This is a genomic window from Pseudomonas lactucae, assembly GCF_016937615.1.
Lineage (GTDB): Bacteria > Pseudomonadota > Gammaproteobacteria > Pseudomonadales > Pseudomonadaceae > Aquipseudomonas > Aquipseudomonas lactucae.
In genome coordinates this window covers 59,789-78,138 of sequence record NZ_JAFHKI010000067.1, presented here as the reverse complement: position 1 = coordinate 78,138, position 18,350 = coordinate 59,789, and the positions used below count along the sequence as shown (strand labels likewise).

At 53.6% G+C, this 18,350-nt stretch carries 17 protein-coding genes and 1 pseudogene; 9 read left to right on the top strand and 9 right to left on the bottom strand.

Going from position 1 to position 18,350, the window contains the following annotated elements; translation table 11 throughout:
* A pseudogene (locus JWR98_RS13970) lies at positions 1 to 654 on the bottom strand (ATP-binding protein); the annotation flags it as partial.
* A 114-nt stretch (positions 655 to 768) separates the two neighbouring features.
* Here JWR98_RS13970 and JWR98_RS13965 point away from each other — a divergent pair.
* The 5 genes from JWR98_RS13965 to JWR98_RS13945 all read left to right on the top strand — a co-directional run bounded on the left by JWR98_RS13965 (position 769) and on the right by JWR98_RS13945 (position 6,760).
* Positions 769 to 1,452: a heteromeric transposase endonuclease subunit TnsA gene (locus JWR98_RS13965; protein ID WP_225908708.1), complete on the top strand. Its 684-nt coding sequence runs from the start codon at positions 769 to 771 to the stop codon at positions 1,450 to 1,452.
* Positions 1,452 to 3,377: a Mu transposase C-terminal domain-containing protein gene (locus JWR98_RS13960; RefSeq protein ID WP_205490353.1), complete on the top strand. Its 1,926-nt coding sequence runs from the start codon at positions 1,452 to 1,454 to the stop codon at positions 3,375 to 3,377. The genes JWR98_RS13965 and JWR98_RS13960 overlap by 1 nt, the downstream gene beginning before the upstream one ends.
* A complete protein-coding gene (locus JWR98_RS13955; protein WP_205490351.1) occupies positions 3,374 to 4,261 on the top strand; it encodes a TniB family NTP-binding protein in 888 nt (295 codons plus the stop codon). The genes JWR98_RS13960 and JWR98_RS13955 overlap by 4 nt, the downstream gene beginning before the upstream one ends.
* Positions 4,222 to 5,334, top strand: a complete 1,113-nt coding sequence (locus JWR98_RS13950; protein ID WP_205519934.1) for a TniQ family protein — start codon at positions 4,222 to 4,224, stop codon at positions 5,332 to 5,334. The genes JWR98_RS13955 and JWR98_RS13950 overlap by 40 nt, the downstream gene beginning before the upstream one ends.
* 583 nt (positions 5,335 to 5,917) lie before the next feature.
* Positions 5,918 to 6,760, top strand: coding sequence for a hypothetical protein (locus tag JWR98_RS13945; protein WP_205490349.1), 843 nt, complete (start codon positions 5,918 to 5,920; stop codon positions 6,758 to 6,760).
* A gap of 12 nt (positions 6,761 to 6,772) precedes the next feature.
* On the opposite strand, the gene JWR98_RS13940 is transcribed toward JWR98_RS13945, so the two are convergent.
* The 3 genes from JWR98_RS13940 to JWR98_RS13930 all read right to left on the bottom strand — a co-directional run bounded on the left by JWR98_RS13940 (position 6,773) and on the right by JWR98_RS13930 (position 10,051).
* Positions 6,773 to 8,473, bottom strand: coding sequence for a hypothetical protein (locus JWR98_RS13940; protein WP_205490348.1), 1,701 nt, complete (start codon positions 8,471 to 8,473; stop codon positions 6,773 to 6,775).
* A 610-nt stretch (positions 8,474 to 9,083) separates the two neighbouring features.
* Entirely contained in the window at positions 9,084 to 9,632 is a 549-nt protein-coding gene (locus JWR98_RS13935) for a hypothetical protein (RefSeq protein ID WP_205490347.1), read from the bottom strand.
* A gap of 5 nt (positions 9,633 to 9,637) precedes the next feature.
* Positions 9,638 to 10,051 carry a hypothetical protein gene (locus JWR98_RS13930; protein WP_205490346.1) on the bottom strand — a complete coding sequence of 138 codons (414 nt, stop codon included), beginning with the start codon at positions 10,049 to 10,051 and terminating at the stop codon, positions 9,638 to 9,640.
* Positions 10,052 to 11,182: 1,131 nt separating this feature from the next.
* Here JWR98_RS13930 and JWR98_RS13925 point away from each other — a divergent pair.
* Positions 11,183 to 12,109 carry a hypothetical protein gene (locus tag JWR98_RS13925; RefSeq protein ID WP_205490345.1) on the top strand — a complete coding sequence of 309 codons (927 nt, stop codon included), beginning with the start codon at positions 11,183 to 11,185 and terminating at the stop codon, positions 12,107 to 12,109.
* Positions 12,110 to 12,115: 6 nt separating this feature from the next.
* Positions 12,116 to 13,471, top strand: coding sequence for a phosphoribosyltransferase-like protein (locus JWR98_RS13920; RefSeq protein WP_205490343.1), 1,356 nt, complete (start codon positions 12,116 to 12,118; stop codon positions 13,469 to 13,471).
* Between the two features lie 211 nt (positions 13,472 to 13,682).
* Here the strand turns inward: JWR98_RS13920 and JWR98_RS13915 are convergent, their stop codons facing one another.
* The 5 genes from JWR98_RS13915 to JWR98_RS13895 form a co-directional block, all read right to left on the bottom strand.
* Entirely contained in the window at positions 13,683 to 14,237 is a 555-nt protein-coding gene (locus tag JWR98_RS13915) for a GNAT family N-acetyltransferase (protein WP_040266313.1), read from the bottom strand.
* 128 nt (positions 14,238 to 14,365) lie between these two features.
* Positions 14,366 to 15,892 carry an IS66 family transposase gene (gene tnpC, locus JWR98_RS13910; protein WP_205490342.1) on the bottom strand — a complete coding sequence of 509 codons (1,527 nt, stop codon included), beginning with the start codon at positions 15,890 to 15,892 and terminating at the stop codon, positions 14,366 to 14,368.
* Positions 15,893 to 15,942: 50 nt separating this feature from the next.
* A complete protein-coding gene (gene tnpB / locus JWR98_RS29455) occupies positions 15,943 to 16,278 on the bottom strand; it encodes an IS66 family insertion sequence element accessory protein TnpB (protein ID WP_225908707.1) in 336 nt (111 codons plus the stop codon).
* Positions 16,275 to 16,592 carry an IS66-like element accessory protein TnpA gene (tnpA, locus tag JWR98_RS13900; protein WP_205490341.1) on the bottom strand — a complete coding sequence of 106 codons (318 nt, stop codon included), beginning with the start codon at positions 16,590 to 16,592 and terminating at the stop codon, positions 16,275 to 16,277. Before tnpA ends, tnpB begins: the two co-directional genes overlap by 4 nt.
* Positions 16,593 to 16,722: 130 nt before the next feature.
* Positions 16,723 to 17,082 (bottom strand): hypothetical protein, encoded by a 360-nt coding sequence (locus JWR98_RS13895; protein ID WP_205490340.1) that lies wholly within the window; start codon positions 17,080 to 17,082, stop codon positions 16,723 to 16,725.
* Positions 17,083 to 17,550: 468 nt separating this feature from the next.
* Between JWR98_RS13895 and JWR98_RS13890 the strand changes: the two genes are divergently transcribed.
* Positions 17,551 to 17,769: a hypothetical protein gene (locus JWR98_RS13890; protein WP_205490339.1), complete on the top strand. Its 219-nt coding sequence runs from the start codon at positions 17,551 to 17,553 to the stop codon at positions 17,767 to 17,769.
* A gap of 243 nt (positions 17,770 to 18,012) precedes the next feature.
* The gene (locus tag JWR98_RS13885) at positions 18,013 to 18,342 is read left to right on the top strand and encodes a hypothetical protein (RefSeq protein WP_205490338.1); all 330 of its coding nucleotides are present in this window, start codon (positions 18,013 to 18,015) and stop codon (positions 18,340 to 18,342) included.
* The last annotated feature ends 8 nt before the right edge of the window (positions 18,343 to 18,350 follow it).

Below are 18,350 nucleotides of genomic sequence, written 5' to 3'. Positions count from 1 at the left end.
TCAAGTTATTGCAGCTGGCCGGTATTGCAGGGCCTCTTTCAAGTGATCACGGGTGATCGCATCTACCCGATCCAGATCCGCCAGGGTGCGTGCCACCTTGAGCAATCGGTGCGCCGCGCGCAGTGACAACGTCAGTCGCTCGCAGGCGCTCTCCAGCCATCCTTCGTCGGGTTTGGCCAGTTGGCAGTGCTCACGCAGCCCCGGCAGATCAAGGAAGGCATTGGCACAACCCTGGCGCCGTTGCTGACGTTCACGGGCCGCGGCCACTTGAGCTGAGGCCGTTGCCGTCGTGTCACCGGCCTGCTGGGTTGGATTCAGGGCGGTCGTTTCCCGCGCCACGGTAAGGTGCAAGTCAATCCGGTCCAGCAACGGTCCGGAGAGCTTGTTCCGATACCGCTGGATCTGCTCCGGCGTGCAGCGACAGCGCCCACTGGGCTCGCCCATATAACCGCAAGGGCAGGGATTCATGGCTGCCACCAGTTGGAAGCGCGCCGGGAAACTCACTCGGTCCCGAGCACGGGAAATCACGATGTGTCCTGACTCCAACGGCTCGCGCAGTACCTCCAGCACTTTGCGATCGAACTCTGGCAATTCATCCAGGAACAACACCCCGTGGTGAGCCAGGGTAATTTCCCCGGGCTGCGGTTTCGAGCCGCTGTAGGATTCCCAATTTGCTGCGACACCGCCATACTAAAGGCCTTGCTACATCGGGACAGCGTTCGACAATAGCTGCGACGAATTACCTAAATAGCTGCGACGGCCCTATAAATGATCGAAAATAGCCGCGACAAGACTAAACCAGGCTCGGTTCGTCCCATCAAGCCCACAAAAAGAAGCGTCTCCGGCGTGTTTCCATTTCGCGGTGAGGGTGGCATTCCGTATGAGTCCACGCTGGAGCGGGATTTCATTGTCCGTACGGAATTCTCGAAGGATGTCCGCAGTATCACTTCGCAGCCGGTAAGCATTCCTTTCATCAGTAAGGGACGCCCTTACAAATACACCCCAGATTTTCTCGTCCACTTCAATCTCGGAGATCGAGACCTCGACAACTGGCCCAAGCCATTGCTGGTTGAGGTAAAGCCAGAGGCCGAATGGCGCAAGAACTGGCGAGCATGGCTCCCCAAGTGGAAGGCTGCTTGGCGGTACGCAAACGAGCAGGGCTGGGTCTTCCACATTCATGACGAAACGAGAATTCGTGATACCGCGCTGCATAACATTAAGTTTCTGGAGCGTTATGCACGAATGACTTTTGAGCCAGAAGACAGCGAATGGATTCTCAGCACCGTGCGGGAGATGGGGGTGGCTCCAGTCCACTACCTGCTGGCATTGCATTCATGCGAGCGGTATCGAGGCGAGGGGATCAGTCATCTCTGGCATCTCATTGCTACAAGACGGCTTCTCTGTGACATACGCCTTCCTTTGAATAATTTCCTAGAAGTCTGGGGAGCGTGATGACCAACAACGATTCGCTGGATGCTCAAGTGACTCCCTACCAGCCTGACCGGTTCCAGGTAATAATTGAAATCGGGGCGGTCGTCGCTCACGGCGATTCTGCTTACCGGATCTCCCAGATTCTGGATTTTCGAACTGTGGTTGGGATTGAACTGGATTCAGGTAAAGCCGCTGCGTTGCCAATCGAAGGCTTACGAGCGATCAAGCGCGAGAAAGTCGAGGGGCTATACGTTAATTACGACATGGCGCTGATTGGCAGCGAAGACTGGGCTGAGGCGCAGAGGCGCTACGCTGCCATTGAGCCGCTTCTGGGGAGCGTAGTTATCGGTCGGCGAGACGTCGAAGCCAGAAGCGCCGCGGTTGGCGTTGATGTCGCGACGTTGTATCGCTGGATCAAGCGTTACAAGGACTGGGGAGAGAAGCTCGCTCTTATTCCGCGTAGGAGGGGATGGAAGGAGGGCAATTCTCGCCTTTCGGATGAAGCCAATAAGATCATCGAAGACGTAATTACAAATTATTTTCTTAAAGCTCACCGCCCAACGGTGCTATCGACAATCGACAAGATCGTCGAAACCTGTGAAGCCGCGCAGATCACTCCGCCTGGAGTTACTGCGATCCGCGCACGAATTAAAGGTATCCCCGACAAGGCTTACCTCCGCGGCCGAGGTTATGCGGAATTGGCTCGGAATAAATACACACCGACGCCTGGCTCATTTCCGGGGGCAGACTATCCCCTTGCCGTTGTGCAAATCGACCACACGCCAATGGATATCCTCTTGGTTGATGATCTTCATAGGCGGCCTATTGGTCGGGTCTGGATCACCTTCGCGATTGATGTCTATTCCCGAATGATCACCGGCTACTATCTGTCACTGGATGCACCCGCCGGGATATCGGTGGCAATGTGCGTCGCTCATACTATTCTGCCCAAGGAAAACTGGCTGATTGCACATGGTGTCAACGGAGAATGGCCGGTTTGGGGGATACCCAAGATTCTGCATGCCGATAACGGGCCCGACTTTCAGAGTGAAGACGTCAAAAAGTCTTGTTCCAACATTGGCATCGAAAACCAGTTTCGTCCTGTAAAACGTCCCCGCTATGGAGCCCACATTGAGCGGCTGATGGGAACGTTCGCGCAAACCTTGAAAGACATGCCCGGAAGAACCTATAGCAATCAAGCCGATCGCGCAGGATACGATTCTGAGAAGCATTCGGCGCTTACCTTCGACGAGTTTGAAACCTGGCTGATCAGAGAGATTTTGATCTACAACGAGGCATATCACTCCAAAATTTACATGAGCCCTAGTCGCAAGTGGCACATTGGGATTTTTGGCAACACAGACCAGGATCCGCTGGTTGGCATCCCGCCGAGGCCAACTGACCCTTTCACACTGCAAAGGGATTTTCTGCCATCCTTTGAACGCACCGTTCAGCATTACGGTGTCCAGATCGACCTAATGTACTACTCCGAAGCTTTGCGGCCGTGGATCAATGCAAAGGATAAGGACACGGGTAAAGCGCGGACATTCATCTTCCGTCGCGATCCTCGAGACATCAGCTACATCTGGTTTTTTGACCCGCTGCTCAAGCAATACTTCAAGGTACCCGCGTCAAACCAGGCATTTCCTGCCGCTAGTATCTTCGAGTTCAAAGCGGCGAAGAAGCGTGCGGTCGACGAGGGGCATGCCGCTATCAACGAGCCGCTGATCAAGCGCTACATTTTGGAGAACCGAGAGCTCGTTGCGAACGCTGAGGCACATACGACTAAGACCAGACGCCAGGCTCAGCGCAACCGAGTCCATGCCAAAGGCAAGACTCCAGCTGAGCCAAACCCGCAAAAGACCAAGATCGCACCTCCTCCAACGAGCGGCTTCGAGAACATGGTGCTCGACGGTGATCTTGAAGGGTTCGGGGATATTTCATGACTCAGTACATTCACATTCATCCGGAATTCCGGTCCGTCATGCTTAAGCCCACTCAGGGGCGCATCGATTTTCTCTACGAGCAGCGCTGGATTGGCTATCCCTCTGCTCAGAAGTTGATCGACCTCATGCACCATCTGATGACGGTGCCCAAACGTCCTAGAATGCCGAATCTGCTGGTTGTGGGCAGCTCTAACAACGGCAAGACGACCATTATCGAGCGATTTGAAAAACTGCACGGGACAGGTTATGTGGACGCTGACGGAGAGTCAGTCAAACCTATCATTTCGGTCGAGGCTCCTCCTTCTGCAGATGAGCGCTCACTTTACTGCGCAATCCTAGAGGAGTTCTGGACGCCCTACAGACCGACGGATGTAGTTCCCAAACTTCGCTTCCAGGTGATTCACCAAATGCGTGAAAACCAGGTGAGGTTGCTCATCATTGACGAGTTTCATTCTATGCTGGAAGGAACGGCTATGAAGCAGCGGGAGATCATGAACGTGATCAAGTTGCTTTGTAATGAACTCATGATTCCTGTGGTCGGTGTTGGGACCGAAGATGCTGTCAGGGTGCTACACACGGATCCTCAACATGCGAGCCGGTTCGACGTTTTCAGTCTGCGCAACTGGACGTTGAACGTCGAATTCCAACGCTTTCTGAAAGGGTTTGAATCCGTGCTACCGTTGCAACAACCCTCAGGACTGGCTCATCCCGACCTGGCCAATCGGCTACACGCGATATCTGAAGGAAACACCGGTAATCTGCACAGGCTATTGATTGAGTGTGCTACGGAAGCAATTCACTCGGGCAAGGAAAAAATCGACGTAGATATCATCCAGAGCAAGTCATGGGTACAGCCTACTCGTGGCATCCGCGAATTGCTTTAGTCAATCCACGGTGGCCTAGAGCGCAAAGTCTGTTGGCGGATGAGCTCCTATCTTCTTGGCTTATCCGCAACGCGTTTGCGCACGGCTGCTCACCGATGTCACTGACTGGGAATATCTGGCCCGGCTGGAGATGCTGGACCATTGATCTTGATCGAGGAATGGCAGAAAGCAAGCTTTTGCCTCTGTCTAAAATGACGGGGATAGGTGTTTCGGATATCTGCTCGTCGACTTTACGTCCCATCGCTGAGGTCTTGACCCCTGCGCTTGAGCATCACAAAGGCACGTGGCCATGGATTCTTGCGCTCGGAACTCGTAACCGTCGCCATGTCGGCGGATTGCAGTGCTGTCCTCTCTGCTCATCGGAAGGTGTTCCTTACTACCGACTTTCTTCGCGACTGGCTTGGCATACGTGTTGTGAAAGGCATCAGGTGAGGCTGATCGACAGCTGCCCTGAGTGCGGGGCGCCACTACAGCCGCATTTGCTGGAACAGATGGATCTGGATTGCGGGCATTGTCATCGCTGTCATACTACCTTCAGTACCCATTCTGATGGTCTGGGATTTGCCGCCGGAGCACTCGCCTTTCAGCGTGCAGCTGACGACGCAATGCGTGGCCTGACATCTGAAGACGATCCCAACTGTGATCCTGGCGAGTGGTTTTACCGCGCGCGGTTTATCATCGGGATATTGAGAGTTGCGGCAGTGAATGGCTCAAAGCCGTTTGCGGCTTTTCGGGACGCGTTCCATCTTGGGGCGGTTGTTCGACCAGATTCTGGTCTTCCCATAGAGCTGCTCTGTGTTGCGGACAGAATGGATCTGTTGTCCGCGGCCTGGAAGGTCATGGATATGGGGGAACACCAACTGAGCGACGTTATCTCAGCCTGCTCGTTACCTCGGCATTCCTTACGGATACCGGCTGGTGAGATTCCAGTACCCTTGCAAGCGACGCTCGACACGCTTCCTTCCGGCAAAGCCAGGAAGCGTGCAGCCATTGGTTTTCGTTCACCAGCTTCACAACACACCGTTGCCAAGCTGTGGGCAAGGTTAAAAAGAAAGGTCCAGCGGGATGGTTGAACGTCAGACGCAAGAAGGCAACTGTTGCTCGGCCTGCCACAAGCCGATGCAAAAAGCACATCGGGTTTACTTGTGCAAAGGCTACTGCAATAAGTGCTATGCCCGTTTCTTTAAGCCCCAGCTATGCCCTGGCTGTGGGAATAGAGCGCGCTTGCCGACTTTTCATTCCGCTGCAGTCTGTCATTCCTGTGTCACTTCTGTTCCCTGCATGCGGTGCGAACGCGTTGGCAGGCCGGTGGGCAGGATTGCACCTGAGGGAGTGGCTTGTAGCTCCTGCGCCCATTATTTTACTGAACCTCGTCACTGTGAGGTGTGTAACGCTCTCTCAACTCGGCTCAGCAAAAAGATCATCAACGATCAGGAGATGAGTTGCTGTCCAAAATGTGCCAGCAACGCCGAGACGTGTCCAAGCTGTAGGCGATACAGGGTACTGATCGACGGGCGTGATGGCGTCAGGGAGTGCCGACGCTGTGCGCAATTGGGTGAGATTAAGTGCCAGAGTTGTGGCGAACCGTCGCCTGCAGGTTACGGAGCTGAATGTGAGAACTGCAGAGACCGTAGAACCTTCTACAAGCGCTTGCAGATGAATGTCCAGGCACTGAGTCGTGATGTCTTCCGTGAGGCTTATCTGGCGTATGGGGAGTGGCTGATTAACAAGATCGGGCCGAAGAGGGCAGCTCTTCTGATCAATCCCCATTTGCAAAGCTTCATGGAGATGAACACACAGTGGCTTGGCCTTCCGACCTATCAGCAGTTGCTGGAAGCAAAAGGTGCGCTCTGGATCCGACGCGCTCAACTCCCGTTTCGGTGGTTGACTGAAGAGCGCGGGATGCGAGTTGATGAGACGCTCAAGGAGGACGTCACCGAAACACGTCGAATTGAAGCTATTGTGGCTTCCGTCGCGTCAGAAATTGGGCAGAAGGTTCTTGAGGCATATCGTGTACGCCTCGAATCGAAGCCCAACAAACGAGCGAACTCGTTGAGATCGGTCCGCATGGCAATGCGAAGCGCCGCGAACCTTGTGCTGGTAAGCGAGGCGGCCGGTCGCGCAATGCCTTCCTCTGAATCCTTGAGATCGCTGCTGGCTGAAACGCCTGGAGTGGCAGCTTCCTTAGCAAGTTTCATCAGTTTTCTGAACACGTCGTTTGAGCTGTCGATCGAGTTTCCCAAGGACAATAGGGATGCCATCAAACTTAGACGCAAGCGCTCCGAGCAGGTGCTCAAATCGTTGATGAGCGAGGCGGCCAATGGCGTCGATGTGCTCGATCGCTGGCCGGCAGCTGCCTTGGGTTACTTTCATGGGGTGGCCAGGGTTAGCACGAAAGGTATGGCTCTGACCAGTGACCCCGAAAGGAAAGGGCTGCTTGTGATGTTAAAAGACAAGGAGTACTGGATTCCGCTGCCGTCGACTGCTCAGGTCGATTGAGCTTATCAACCGTTATCCGGAGCCAATCAGGGCGTTCAGATTATTGAGTATCACCTTTCTGAACGGCCCCGGCTCAGGTTCGCGAGGTTTATGAATGAAGGTCACATGAGGATGATTGGACATGGTCGTTTTCTTGATTCGACCGTCGTTCCTGAGAATATTTTTGAATATCACACCTAGCTCGATATCCACATCAAGCTTTCGGGAAGGAAGCTCAACCATCATTCCTCGATAACTGTCTTCGGTATGCGTGGTGACGCCGTCGACGGTAGAGCTTCGTGGTTTGCGAAAGAGCTCCAGGATGTAGATGTGCCTGCCAGCCACAGTCATTCGGATGATGAAAACTCGTTTAGGTGCCCGCTTGAAGGCACCGTCTTTTCCGGGTGTTACGGACTGGACGTACTCATATCTGGGGACTCCCTCTGTCTGAAAACCAGCATCCTTCGTATACCAGCCGACCTCAGTGATATAACCCCCAAGTGTCTCGGCCAGGTGAATGCAGGTTTGCCATATCTGGGCGAGGCTGCCTTTAGGTGCTGCTTCCGGGGATACAAACTCGGCTTTTCCGCCGCCTCTGCCGTTGCTTCGAGCATCCCCAGGAGCAAGCATATTTCGGTCACTTCCGGGTATAGCGTTACCTGGTCGCCCCGAGACGACGAGCTTTCTTCTGGTGATTTTTTGCTTGGGGCCAAGCGTTCTGAACGGAGGGTTATGTACCACTCGCGAGGAGTCGCTGTTGGGCGCTTCTGTGTCTGTAAGGGAGACTACGACGTTCGATGAGCCAGGCGGCGGATTTTGAGTATAGGAACGTCCACTGGCCCCGGTTTCGGTTCCGTCCTCGGTGGCGTAGTGCTGACGCTCAACGATGATCGGACGTCCTTGCGGATGGCTCATACCGTCGACATTGAGCAGAAGAAAGGTGTCGGCGGTTATCCAGTAACCGCGGCCTTCAATGTCCGCCAACCCCCTGAACCATGGCTCGACTTGAATGAACGCTTTTTTACCGGGTTTAAACTCGGCCTGTAGCCCCTTGTGCAGGCGTTTGCATAGGTCATAGGTGTACTCGTCGAACATTGCGTGCGCAAGAAACGGCGCTTCACGCTCCGAGACTCCGGGCTTAAGCTTGAGCACCCATGCTTTGGGGTCGGAGTCATATCCGTACAGATACTCGCTCTGAAGCTTCTGGAGGCCATAGGTCGCGAGCAGCCAGGTTGTCTCTGAGCTTCGCCCATAGCAGCGGGTGAAGAACTCCAGGCATGGCACCAAGATGGTTTTATCCCCTTCGGTCCTCATCTCAATGAGCCAACTGCTACCCAGCGTTGCCGAGAATGGGTGCAAATAGGACTCAAGCAACCCTGCTGACTCAGCGCTCACCCATCTCCATTGACCAGGATTGAAGTCGACTACTGTCGGTGCCAATGTCTGCATCCCGATCTCGCCGATCAGTCTGCCGTTTTTCCACACGCTTCCCGGCCTGAGACTTCCTAGGTGAGAGATTGCGGCATCTATGGTGCTCTTGGCCCCGAAGACGTTGTCTGAATGCAGTGTTCTCAGAATCACCTGCGCCAGAGGAACAGTGTTGGGGCTGTGGTTTTTGGCTAGGCCTCCGTGCCAAAACACCACTTGTACGCCGCGAACCTTGGCAAGCGGATCACCAAAATTAAGGTTGCTTGACCCGATGCCGGGCCTGCTGAATTTTCGAGGGTCTAGCATGGGTACGCTCAAGCCAGAGACAGACAGAAGTGCTTGGAGGAGCTTCAGATGCGCTTAGCGCGGGCAAAGCCTCGAGAAATATATCGGCACGCATTGACTACCTTGAGTATTAATGGGGAAATTTTCAGACACTCGACTCCTGTAACGGTCGGTTATTCTGGTTGTCCAAGATCCCACAAAAGCAATGGAGCCAAGAAATGGCAGAGCAGGTGTATACGGAAACTATTGTTGCTGACTTCAACCGCTAAGCCCGGCGGGCACTTGCACGAGGCACTGTTCAGCGTCCTCTTACAGCATGGCCTAAAGCCTCATGGCTCATCAAACTCGCACGCTTTGTTCTTCAAATCGTTGACCCCAGTGGCAACAAGCACAGTCTCCTAGCCTTTCGACGTCATCCGCTCCGCATCCTCTCTTTCCCAAAGAACTTTTGACTTTGTACGGTTCCTGCAGGCCGATAGCGCTGTTCAACACGCTCATGGTGAAAAACCGCGTCCCTTCCGTGTGTTAGATCTTAGTGGCTTGCCGCCCTTCGTGAAAGTCAGCAATCGGTCATAAGCGCTACCAATGACATTCATATCTCAACGTCAGCAACTCGGTTGCAGGATGGCGGTTAGGCATCATTTTCAGGCGGTGACTGCTGCTCTATCCCAAGTGGGCCTTTCAATGCGCTGAGAATTTCTGGTTTATATTCGTTTGCAAGCCGCGCGACGGCTTCATTGGGGAGATAGACAAGCGCCTTTTTGTCAGTGCTTAACGTAGCCTGATGCGCATCCCATTTACGCTGACCTGCCTTTGTTAATTCACTCCCTCCCGCCAGGACATGCACGTCAGTGTTCGGATGTTTCTTCACATCGGAAACGAATTTGTCCACCACAACGCTCGTCAGTTTGTTCTGGGTCGTTTTCACATCAACCCTGCCTTCGACGACCCTAGTAAGGTCACCAAGCGTTTCTCTTAGTAAGGGCAAGCTCGTCCCGACCCCCGTCTCACAAAACGAGATCAGAGTCTCTGCCTTTCCTTGCAAGCTGTAATCGACGCCCAGATCCGGCTGGTTGGTTACGGAATGCCGAGTGAAGTCGAGTCCATTGTTGCGGATTGAAGCGCCTGCAACCAAGATTGCAAAACGCATTTCACCGTCTTTGCCTGGATTTTCGCTCATACGATTTACCCCAGCATCACAACGGTTGAGGAGGAGGCTGCAAAACTGTCCCGCTTAAGCTTGATCAGATGGTAGGCCCCAGTAATAGCTTGAAGCTCGCCCATCAAGGTGGAAACCTCAGCTTCGGTTTGCAGAGTTTTGAGATTTTCGACACGCTCTGAATCGAGGACTTGCATCAGTTTGGCCGCAATACGCTCCAAGGCCAAACCGATTCGGTCCTCCTTCAAACGCTTGATGCGAGTGAAGTCTTCGAATGATTGGTCTTCAAAAAGAACGCTTTCCTCGAACAGTTCGTCGTGATCAAAGAAGCTGACCATATCGGTATCGATAGAAGCCATTTGAATAAGATTGGTCTCTGGTTCGTACATGCGCCCCATTTCATCGCAGGGGTATTCAACCAGTAGAAGCTGTTGTGACATAGGATCCTCGCTACCGTGCTCGACGCTTCATTGACGTTGGCTCAACGTACCGCGTCCCTCGTGACAGGGTACGATGAGATCATTACAGCGTTCGCTTTGAGCTATCTATCCAAAGCGCCTCTCGCTGAGAGTCTCCAGGATTGGGACCGGGAGAAAAAATGCCCACGAGCTGCTCATAGAACTGACTGTACGCTTTTATCAGATTTGGGTAAGGACACGTTGGCGTACCTACTCTTTGTTCTCAAATCCGTTACCCCATGCGTAGGAGATGAAGATGTGACCACGGTTTTCTACTTCAGTCATTTTCCGAGTCTTCTGTTACGAGGGAGCGACATCACCAGATCGCTGGTCTGGGTCGCAGGCCAACCTACATCAATTTCCAATCGCGACTACCTTGGAAGAGGCTCGTCGAAACCTTCAGAAAGGTACTTCCTCTCATAAGGGAGGGGAGATGCTCTTTTCACCACCCTGTTTTCTGCGATTGTCTTGGGGCGTCCAGAGGACTTGGAAGCTCGTGAGGTTGACGGTGAGTCAGAGTAGGGGTTGGTCAGAGTTAAGGGTCATTGCGTTCGCTTGAAATTCGCGATCACCATTGCCCTTAATGCTGGACTTCGGAAGGTGAGTTCGCAGGACGTACATGGACGCCCCCTGTTCGCCAAGCTTTCATTTAGAAACAGTTTGAAGGTAACGATTGCACCCGTACATCCGCACTTTCCACTACGAGACGTGCTTCATGTCTCTGATGGGTTCTGCTGGTCAGGGGGTTTGACAAAGCATCGTCTTGCGTACAGAATTAACAAACCCCACGAATGAACGTGCTAGCTAGACGTCAAGCATTCGGGCAGAGGACGGTTAGCATTATCGCTTTTAATCGTTCGGGGAGCTGGCAACCATTTGCGACGGTACCTTCTCTTGGAGTCCACAGCCTCGACCAAGAGCGACCGAATGGGGCACGCTTTTATCTGCTTGAAGCAGAGCTGGTAGGTATTTCTCCAGTTAAGCACATGAAGGATCTCTGGCCTTCCTTGCCGAAGCTCGGACTTCGACACGCTGATTCTAATCCGACGATTATTTATTGTTCATCTCAGGCAATTTTGCCTGAGATGAACCTCGTTAGGAAAAATAAAACTCATGCCATCTCGTTTAGCTGCTAACGAAATTGCCTATATCCGTACCGCCTTGGTCACCGCTGCTGCAAAGCACGGCCCTGACATCATAGGGGCGGAGTTGGGCCAATTTGTTAAAAGAGCTATCGCACCTAAGACCATAAAATCTTTGGGAGGGCTTAAAAGCTTGGTTGGCAATGAGCTTTCCGAAATCGTGGAGTATGTCGATTCGCTGAGCTCCGATACCCTGTATCGATTGAGAGTGTCGGATCAAGGCGCAACATATCAGTCGCCCAGCCCGCTGACTGACGTGGGCCCCGGCGTCTGGGATGGTTTCTCAAATCCCAACATTGACTGCGTTGTGGGCGTTGATGTCAGCTCCGATCGCATTTTCGTCTGCACACCAGAGTCGTTAGCGCCAAGCATTAAGCGGCTCAAAAAAATGACTTCTGAAGAGTACAGATTACTCGCTCAGGATTACGCCTGCGCCCAAGAAGGTGAAGAGCTGAGGACTCAGTTGCTCGAAGCCCTTCAACATCCGAATTTTTATCCGAGGTGGATTTCAGTATTGCGCCACCATGCGCGTCTCACCTCGGTGAACCTCCTTAAGACTTGGGAGATAAAACGCACTGAACTGGTAAGAGCTCGTCTTGTGCAAGAGCTTGAGCAGGCTGGTATTGGGTCAGATCGAGCTTACGCCATGGCGAGTCTTGTATGCTCTAGGACTTCTCAGAGCTCTTACAAAGCTAATAAACAATCCGAATCCCTGCCTTCTAAACGAGCGGAGCCAGCCGTCAACGTGGTAGCCTCCTTGTCTTCTGCTGCAAAAGATCTGCAGGATCTCCGCAATCTTATGCATCAGGCCATTGATCGGATGTCTCTCGGCGATTTGAAAGAAATCCGTGTTCCTGCAGGCTTACTGCTCGAAATTTATCAGAAGTCTGCGGATTGACATTGTATGCGGCCATTGCTGATTTTGTCTGAAACCAGGCATACGCAAAGCGTTTCAGAAATCATTCAGAAGTTTGCTCATCCAGTGGCTGCGGAGCGCTTCATCCAGCGGATCGACATCGATGTGGACGTCGAGAACGACCCTTGCGAATTCCATTTTTCAATCATGAAGGTGTTGCGTGAAAAGAAGCCTTCAGGCTCACAGCAGGGGTATCTCGTTTGCGCAACCCACGATGTAGAGCGCTTACTGAAGCTTCGCAGCTTCCTCAAAACCCAGCAGGTTGATTTTGAGTTCTACAATGCCAGTGAATTGAGTCGTCCGCTTAAATCTGGAAGTCAGATCAAGCCCCAACTTGCAGCCCGGTTGGCTTCGTGTGGGCTGTCGGTACAAACTGCGGCATCTAGCATTCTTGGTCCCTGGGTTCATTCTCCGATCGATTTCGAGACGATTTCGACATGGAGGAACCAGTTTGGCCGACTTGGACATTTTCATTGGATTGCTGACGCAATCTTAGCGAATGCGACCTTGATTACCGCGCCCGAGCTTGGTGAGCGCTTCATCACCTCACCGCTGAAAGACGCAAAAATCGCTGCTTTTAATCAAGACGAGCGTGGTGTGAAGAGCGGTGAAGTGATTGCCAATCTGCTCACGAAACGCCTTGGAAGTCTGGAGATCCTTCGGTCTCCAGCCGATGCTATCGAGCGCTACCCGACTGAATCGGTGGTGATGGTCGAAGATGGCTTGTGGAGTGGTACCGAAGCGGTTGGCGTCTTTGAAAGTTTGTTGGGACGGCGCTCAGAGCGGCCCAAAACTAAAGCTCTTACAAATCCAGGCCTCCTCAAGCAGGCTGATCTCACACTTGTGTATGGAGTCGGTACTGATTACGGCCAAGCGATGGTGCGTCGATATCTGGTTGATGAAGGTCTCGCGAACATCACTATCTACTGCGGAAGTGTTGTTCCGGTAGCCACTCAACGCTTGCTGGAGCAGATTGCTGATCCCGGTTTCAACATTGGAGCATTGCGAGCATCCGGGCCTGCATATGGTGACCTCACCCCTCACTTCGAAACCTGCTTAAGCTCCCTTACACCGATGCAGCAAAGCGAAGCTCTCGAGTTTTGTCGCCGAATTGGAAGGCAGCTGTTGGAGAGCTACCTTAACCTTCAGATTCAAAACAAGAAGTGGAACATGTGGTCGGAGGAGCGACTTGATCGCTCTTCGCTTGGTATGCACGGTCTTGGGCTGACTCATGCCTTCGGGCATTCGATTCCCAAAGCTTCGCTCCCCCTTTTGTGGGGGCATGGTCAAGTCGAGTGGAAAGGCAAAGTGATAGACTGGCTTCCTCTACTGCCCAATTCCTGAGGGTGCATGGGCGTGTTTTTGTAGCGTCCGCTATAGCTATGTGCAGGATTTCAAACTGGCCGTTGAGCTCTAGGGCGGGTGCCGGAACACCTCTCGCTTGGATCAGGGCCATCAGCTCATTGTTTTAATGGATAAGGTGCGGTGCGACCCGAAGGTAAGCGTCTGGACATCCCGCCTTGCGGAATTGAGTCAACATGCATGGCGGCTTGCTTTATTGAGCTTGCGGGCCATGAGGGCTAACCAGCGACCTCAAGACATGGTCTTCCCAGACGCCAGCAATTTTCAAATAGTCTCGCGCATATCCCTCTTTTTCAAAACCCAGTGCCTCCAAAACTCGTTCACTTCGCACATTGCTCGGCAAATGATTGGCCATGATTCGGTGTAGGCCCATTTGCTCAAAGCAGTAGCGGTTGGTAACTTTGAGCATCCGTTTCATTAAGCCTTGGCCTTGGAAACTTTCAGCTAGCGAAAAGCCGAGATTACATGCCTGGAACACTCCCCTGACGATATTTGTGTAGCTACACCGGCCTAGTACCTTTTCGCCCTGAGATTCCAGCATGAGAAAATAAAATGAATTACCGGCCTCCATGCTCTCAACCTGGCGCGTGACCCTGTCAGCGGCGCTCTCAATGGTGAAAAACTGCTCGTCCCTCAAGGGTTCCCAAGGACGCAGATGGTTTCGATTCGACTTTTCGTAAAGGTGGATCAGCTCAAAATCGTTGCGTTTCAATGCTCGAAGGAAATAGCCCTCATCCGAGTACACCATTTTGTTCTCCAGTTCATTAGTCGATGGGTTTAACTGCATAGTCCCAAACCGCGTTTTGGGGCGAAACCGTCTCATGTTCAGCGGTCTTGCCGATCAACGTATCCGTCAAGGCATCACGCCTTTAATAACTAAACTGGCACCCACTGATGCGGCAGCAGCAGCCCGATCTTGCTGGCCCGCTGCGTCGGCAGCCGCGTCAGCACATCCTTGAGATAAGCATACGGATCATGCCCGTTGATGCGCGCCGACTGGATTAGGCTCATGATCGCGGCCGCCCGCTTGCCGCTGCGCAGCGACCCTGCAAACAACCAGTTCGACCGCCCAAGCGCCCACGGCCGGATCAAGTTCTCGATCTGGTTGTTGTCGATGGGCACAGCACCATCTGCCAGGTAGCGCGTCAGCGCTACCCAGCGTTTGAGACTGTAATCCAGAGCCTTCGCTGTAGCCGACCCCTCGGGCACAAGTTCACGCTGGGCCAGCATCCACTCATGTAGCTTTTCAGCGATGGGCACTGCTGTTTCCTGGCGTAATCGCCAACGGTCTTCGTCGCTCATTTCCCTGGCGTGTCGCTCGACTTCGTAAAGCCCGCCAATCGAGTGAAGCGCCTGCTCCGCCAATTGGCTTTTATTGGCTACATGCAAGTCAAAGAACTTACGGCGTGCATGGGCCATGCAGCCGATCTCGGTGATGCCCAGCTCAAAGCTGGCCTTGTAGCCGGCAAAGTCATCACAGACCAGCTTCCCGTTCCAGGTGCCCAAGAAGTTACGCGCATGTTCACCGGCACGGCTGGGGCTGAAGTCGTAGACCACGGCCTTGAGGGCCGAGAATGGCGTAGTGCTGTAGGCCCAGACATAAGCGCGGTGGGTTTTCTTCTCGCCGGGCGCGAGCATTTGTACCGGCGTTTCATCGGCGTGAACCACGCGCTGGGCCAGTACCACTTCGCGCATCGCATCGACCAGCGGCTGAAGCTGTACGCCGGTTTGGCCCACCCACTGCGCCAGGGTCGAACGTGGTATTGCCAGGCCGGCACGGCCGAAGATCTTTTCCTGTCGATAAAGCGGCAGGTGATCGGCGAATTTGGCCACCATCACGTGCGCCAGCAGGCCGGCGGTGGGGATGCCCTTGTCGATCACCTGCGGGGGTACCGGCGCCTGGATCAGCGTTTCGCACTGCCGGCAGGCCCATTTCCCACGCACATGCTGTTCGACGGTGAACACGCCCGGCGTGTAGTCCAGTTTCTCGCTGACGTCTTCACCGATGCGCTGAAGCTGGCAGCCGCAAGCACACTGAGTATTGTCCGGCTCGTGATGGATCACAGTGCGCGGGAACTGCGACGGCAACGGCGCACGCTTGGGTTGCTGGCGTGGTTCTGCCTGTGCGGGAGCGGGATGAAGTGCTTTTAACTCGGCCTCGATGGCTTCTAGGTCGGTATTGAGCAGGTCATCGAGCAAGCTGCCTTGCGCCGGACTGATCTGTTCGCTGCGCTTGGCGAACTTGTGGCGTTTAAGGATGGCGATTTCGTGAGTGAGCTGCTCGATGATCGTTTCATCGCGATGGATCTTTCGGCTCTGGGTGTCGACCTTGGACATCAACTGCGCAGCCAGCGTGCGCAGTTGTTCGGGGGTCATTTGGTCGAGATCGGGCAAGGAAGTCATGGTGTGGATTTTACCAAAGCAGCCCGACTGCTTCAGCTAAAAGGCAGCATTTAAAGCAATGTAATTGCGCCGCCCGCACCGACTCGTTGCCAGGGTAATCCAAGTACCAGCGCCTGGAGTTGTTCGGGGTCGAGTTCGACCTCCGTTCCACGATGGATGCCTGGCCAATGAAACTTACCTTGGTTCAACCGCCGCGCCGCCAGCCAGATACCGACGCCGTCGTGCATCAGGACTTTCATGCGGTTGGCCCGGCGGTTGGCAAAGAGGTAAGCGCAGTGCGGCTTCGCCGCACCGAACACCATGACCACTCTGGCCAATGCAGTCTCAGTGCCGGCGCGCATGTCCATGGGCTCGGTGGCGAGCCAGATGGCATCGACGCGAATCATTGGGCCAGGCCACGAACGAAACACGCGCAGCCGTCCGGATCCGAGGCTGGCCACTTTACGGTGATGGATTTATCACCCAAAGGCAGCGAGATGATCACCATCTCTTCTGTTGCTCGCCTTGGTACTGCTTTAACCGGAACGAAAGCCGGCAAAGTTGCAGGCGATTGATCTCGGTAAGTCGGTAGCCACTTGCGGATCACGTTGGCGTTGATGCCGTGATGGATGGCTACGCTAGAAATTGTCGCCCCAGGTTGCAGGCATTCCTGGACGACCTGGGCTTTGAATGGTTTGGGATAAGAGCTTCGTTGGCGCATGGAAATCCTGGCGATAAGGGCAATCGCGTCCGCTTATGAATACGCGGACACCATCGCCCTTAATGCTGGAGTTCGGTAGGTGTGTTCGCCGCCCGCTTACACCCGAAGAGCGCACGCCACATAAGAGCAGTCAGAAATTCAAAGAGGCGCTGAGGTCTACGTCTTCACCGCGAAACCAGCCCAGGATTTTCGTTTTTTTCATCGAGCCCTGGATAAAACGTTGCCTCGCCTCCTCCTTAGGAATTTGGTAGGAAGCTGCAAGATCGCTATCCAATCGTCCTTGGCCGCGTTGCCAGGCCAGCTCCAGGTCGAGATCATATTTCTCAAGCTTCTTTACGAAGACTGCACCTGCAGAGTTCAGCTCTTGATTTTCATATGCTGCACGGATCTCAGCGTCGCCGCCCTCAAAAGATTTGCGAACCCATTCCTCTTCCAAGCCCTTGCTTACTAGCTTGGTGATCATTTTCTCCGACCATGATGCGTAATCCATACTGACCTTAATCCTTGTTTGATGGGGTATTGGTAGTCTCGCGACTACTCATTTTTGGCTAGGATTGATCCAGGTTGCAAGGTCTGCACGCGGTAAGCGTCCGCCCAACTCACCTTTCGTAATTCAGACCGGCGTCCACTGATGCGGCAGCAATTGCCCGAGCCATGTCGAATGCCTGGCCAGTGGATCTTGCCTTGATTTAGTCGCCGCGCTGCAAGCCAGAAAACGACGCCGTCATGCCTCGATAGATACCTCAAATGGATTGCCGCAACCGCTTTTGCGCTTTCACTGCAGATCATGGTTGCTGGGGGGGGGCGCAAATCCGCTGCAAATGGCTGGTTAGGCCAATTGCAAATGAGTCGTCAAGTCGGTGCAAATACCCAGGTGTCAGCGGATCTGGAGAAGTGGATCCAGCCAGCGGCATGTTCAGCTAGTCTTCCAACACCAGTTACTCAAGGATGATGGCCAATGCCAGATAACTCTGAAGCCAACATAACCACAGCGGACGCTCTCACACTGCTTCTGCACAACCAGCACGCCCTAGCAGCGGCCCTTGAAGAGGTGACCAAATGGATCTCAGAGAATGGAGTAGAAAGTGTCGCCGCTAACGCGATGGGGGCCATGCAAACGCTGGACAAGAATGCACAAGCCATCACCGATGCGATTATGCGCCTACGTCAACTATAAGCACTATCTAACGCCCGCTGCCCCTTGCAGGTACTGAAATGGTTCTGCCGAATCAACCTGTAATCTGTCACTCGATTCGCTGGATCTGATCATTTGATATTTGGGAAGTATCGATACGAATTGACTAGCCTTGTTCTCCACCGGAGAGTAGTGCTCAGGACACATTCTGGTGCTGGATAGTGCCTCACCAAAACTAGCTGTTAGAATTGTGCTGGTTTAATGACCAGGCCCTTGAGAAGCAGCATGACCGTAGAATGGACCGAAGAAGAGATGCGCCAAGCGTTGTTCGGCGACGCAGAAATAACTGCGCCGGTGAGCACCCTCCCCGAGGAGGAAATCCAGCCGGACGTTGCTACCGTACCCGTATCAAAAGTGGCGAAAAAGAAGGTCTCCAAAACCTTTATCCCGAGGCTTCTGGTGATTCTCCGGGTGAGCAATGAGTTTGAAGGCAGGACGCTTGAGATCGTCCATGAAGCCGATACTCTGAGTACGCTGCTGGCAGAGCAGGAAGCCACCAAAGCAGCCAGGAAAAAATTCCGGTATGTAGAAGTGGTATCGGTCAAGTCTATGTAAATCATGCT

Bases quoted from the DNA above. Each gene is read 5' to 3' on its own strand.
- JWR98_RS13965 (WP_225908708.1), top strand. From the start codon at position 769: ATGATCGAAAATAGCCGCGACAAGACTAAACCAGGCTCGGTTCGTCCC.
- JWR98_RS13960 (WP_205490353.1), top strand. From the start codon at position 1,452: ATGACCAACAACGATTCGCTGGATGCTCAAGTGACTCCCTACCAGCCT.
- JWR98_RS13955 (WP_205490351.1), top strand. From the start codon at position 3,374: ATGACTCAGTACATTCACATTCATCCGGAATTCCGGTCCGTCATGCTT.
- JWR98_RS13950 (WP_205519934.1), top strand. From the start codon at position 4,222: ATGGGTACAGCCTACTCGTGGCATCCGCGAATTGCTTTAGTCAATCCA.
- JWR98_RS13945 (WP_205490349.1), top strand. From the start codon at position 5,918: ATGAATGTCCAGGCACTGAGTCGTGATGTCTTCCGTGAGGCTTATCTG.
- JWR98_RS13940 (WP_205490348.1), bottom strand. From the start codon at position 8,473: ATGCTAGACCCTCGAAAATTCAGCAGGCCCGGCATCGGGTCAAGCAAC.
- JWR98_RS13935 (WP_205490347.1), bottom strand. From the start codon at position 9,632: ATGAGCGAAAATCCAGGCAAAGACGGTGAAATGCGTTTTGCAATCTTG.
- JWR98_RS13930 (WP_205490346.1), bottom strand. From the start codon at position 10,051: ATGTCACAACAGCTTCTACTGGTTGAATACCCCTGCGATGAAATGGGG.
- JWR98_RS13925 (WP_205490345.1), top strand. From the start codon at position 11,183: ATGCCATCTCGTTTAGCTGCTAACGAAATTGCCTATATCCGTACCGCC.
- JWR98_RS13920 (WP_205490343.1), top strand. From the start codon at position 12,116: ATGCGGCCATTGCTGATTTTGTCTGAAACCAGGCATACGCAAAGCGTT.
- JWR98_RS13915 (WP_040266313.1), bottom strand. From the start codon at position 14,237: ATGGTGTACTCGGATGAGGGCTATTTCCTTCGAGCATTGAAACGCAAC.
- tnpC (WP_205490342.1), bottom strand. From the start codon at position 15,892: ATGACTTCCTTGCCCGATCTCGACCAAATGACCCCCGAACAACTGCGC.
- tnpB (WP_225908707.1), bottom strand. From the start codon at position 16,278: ATGATTCGCGTCGATGCCATCTGGCTCGCCACCGAGCCCATGGACATG.
- tnpA (WP_205490341.1), bottom strand. From the start codon at position 16,592: ATGCGCCAACGAAGCTCTTATCCCAAACCATTCAAAGCCCAGGTCGTC.
- JWR98_RS13895 (WP_205490340.1), bottom strand. From the start codon at position 17,082: ATGGATTACGCATCATGGTCGGAGAAAATGATCACCAAGCTAGTAAGC.
- JWR98_RS13890 (WP_205490339.1), top strand. From the start codon at position 17,551: ATGCCAGATAACTCTGAAGCCAACATAACCACAGCGGACGCTCTCACA.
- JWR98_RS13885 (WP_205490338.1), top strand. From the start codon at position 18,013: ATGACCGTAGAATGGACCGAAGAAGAGATGCGCCAAGCGTTGTTCGGC.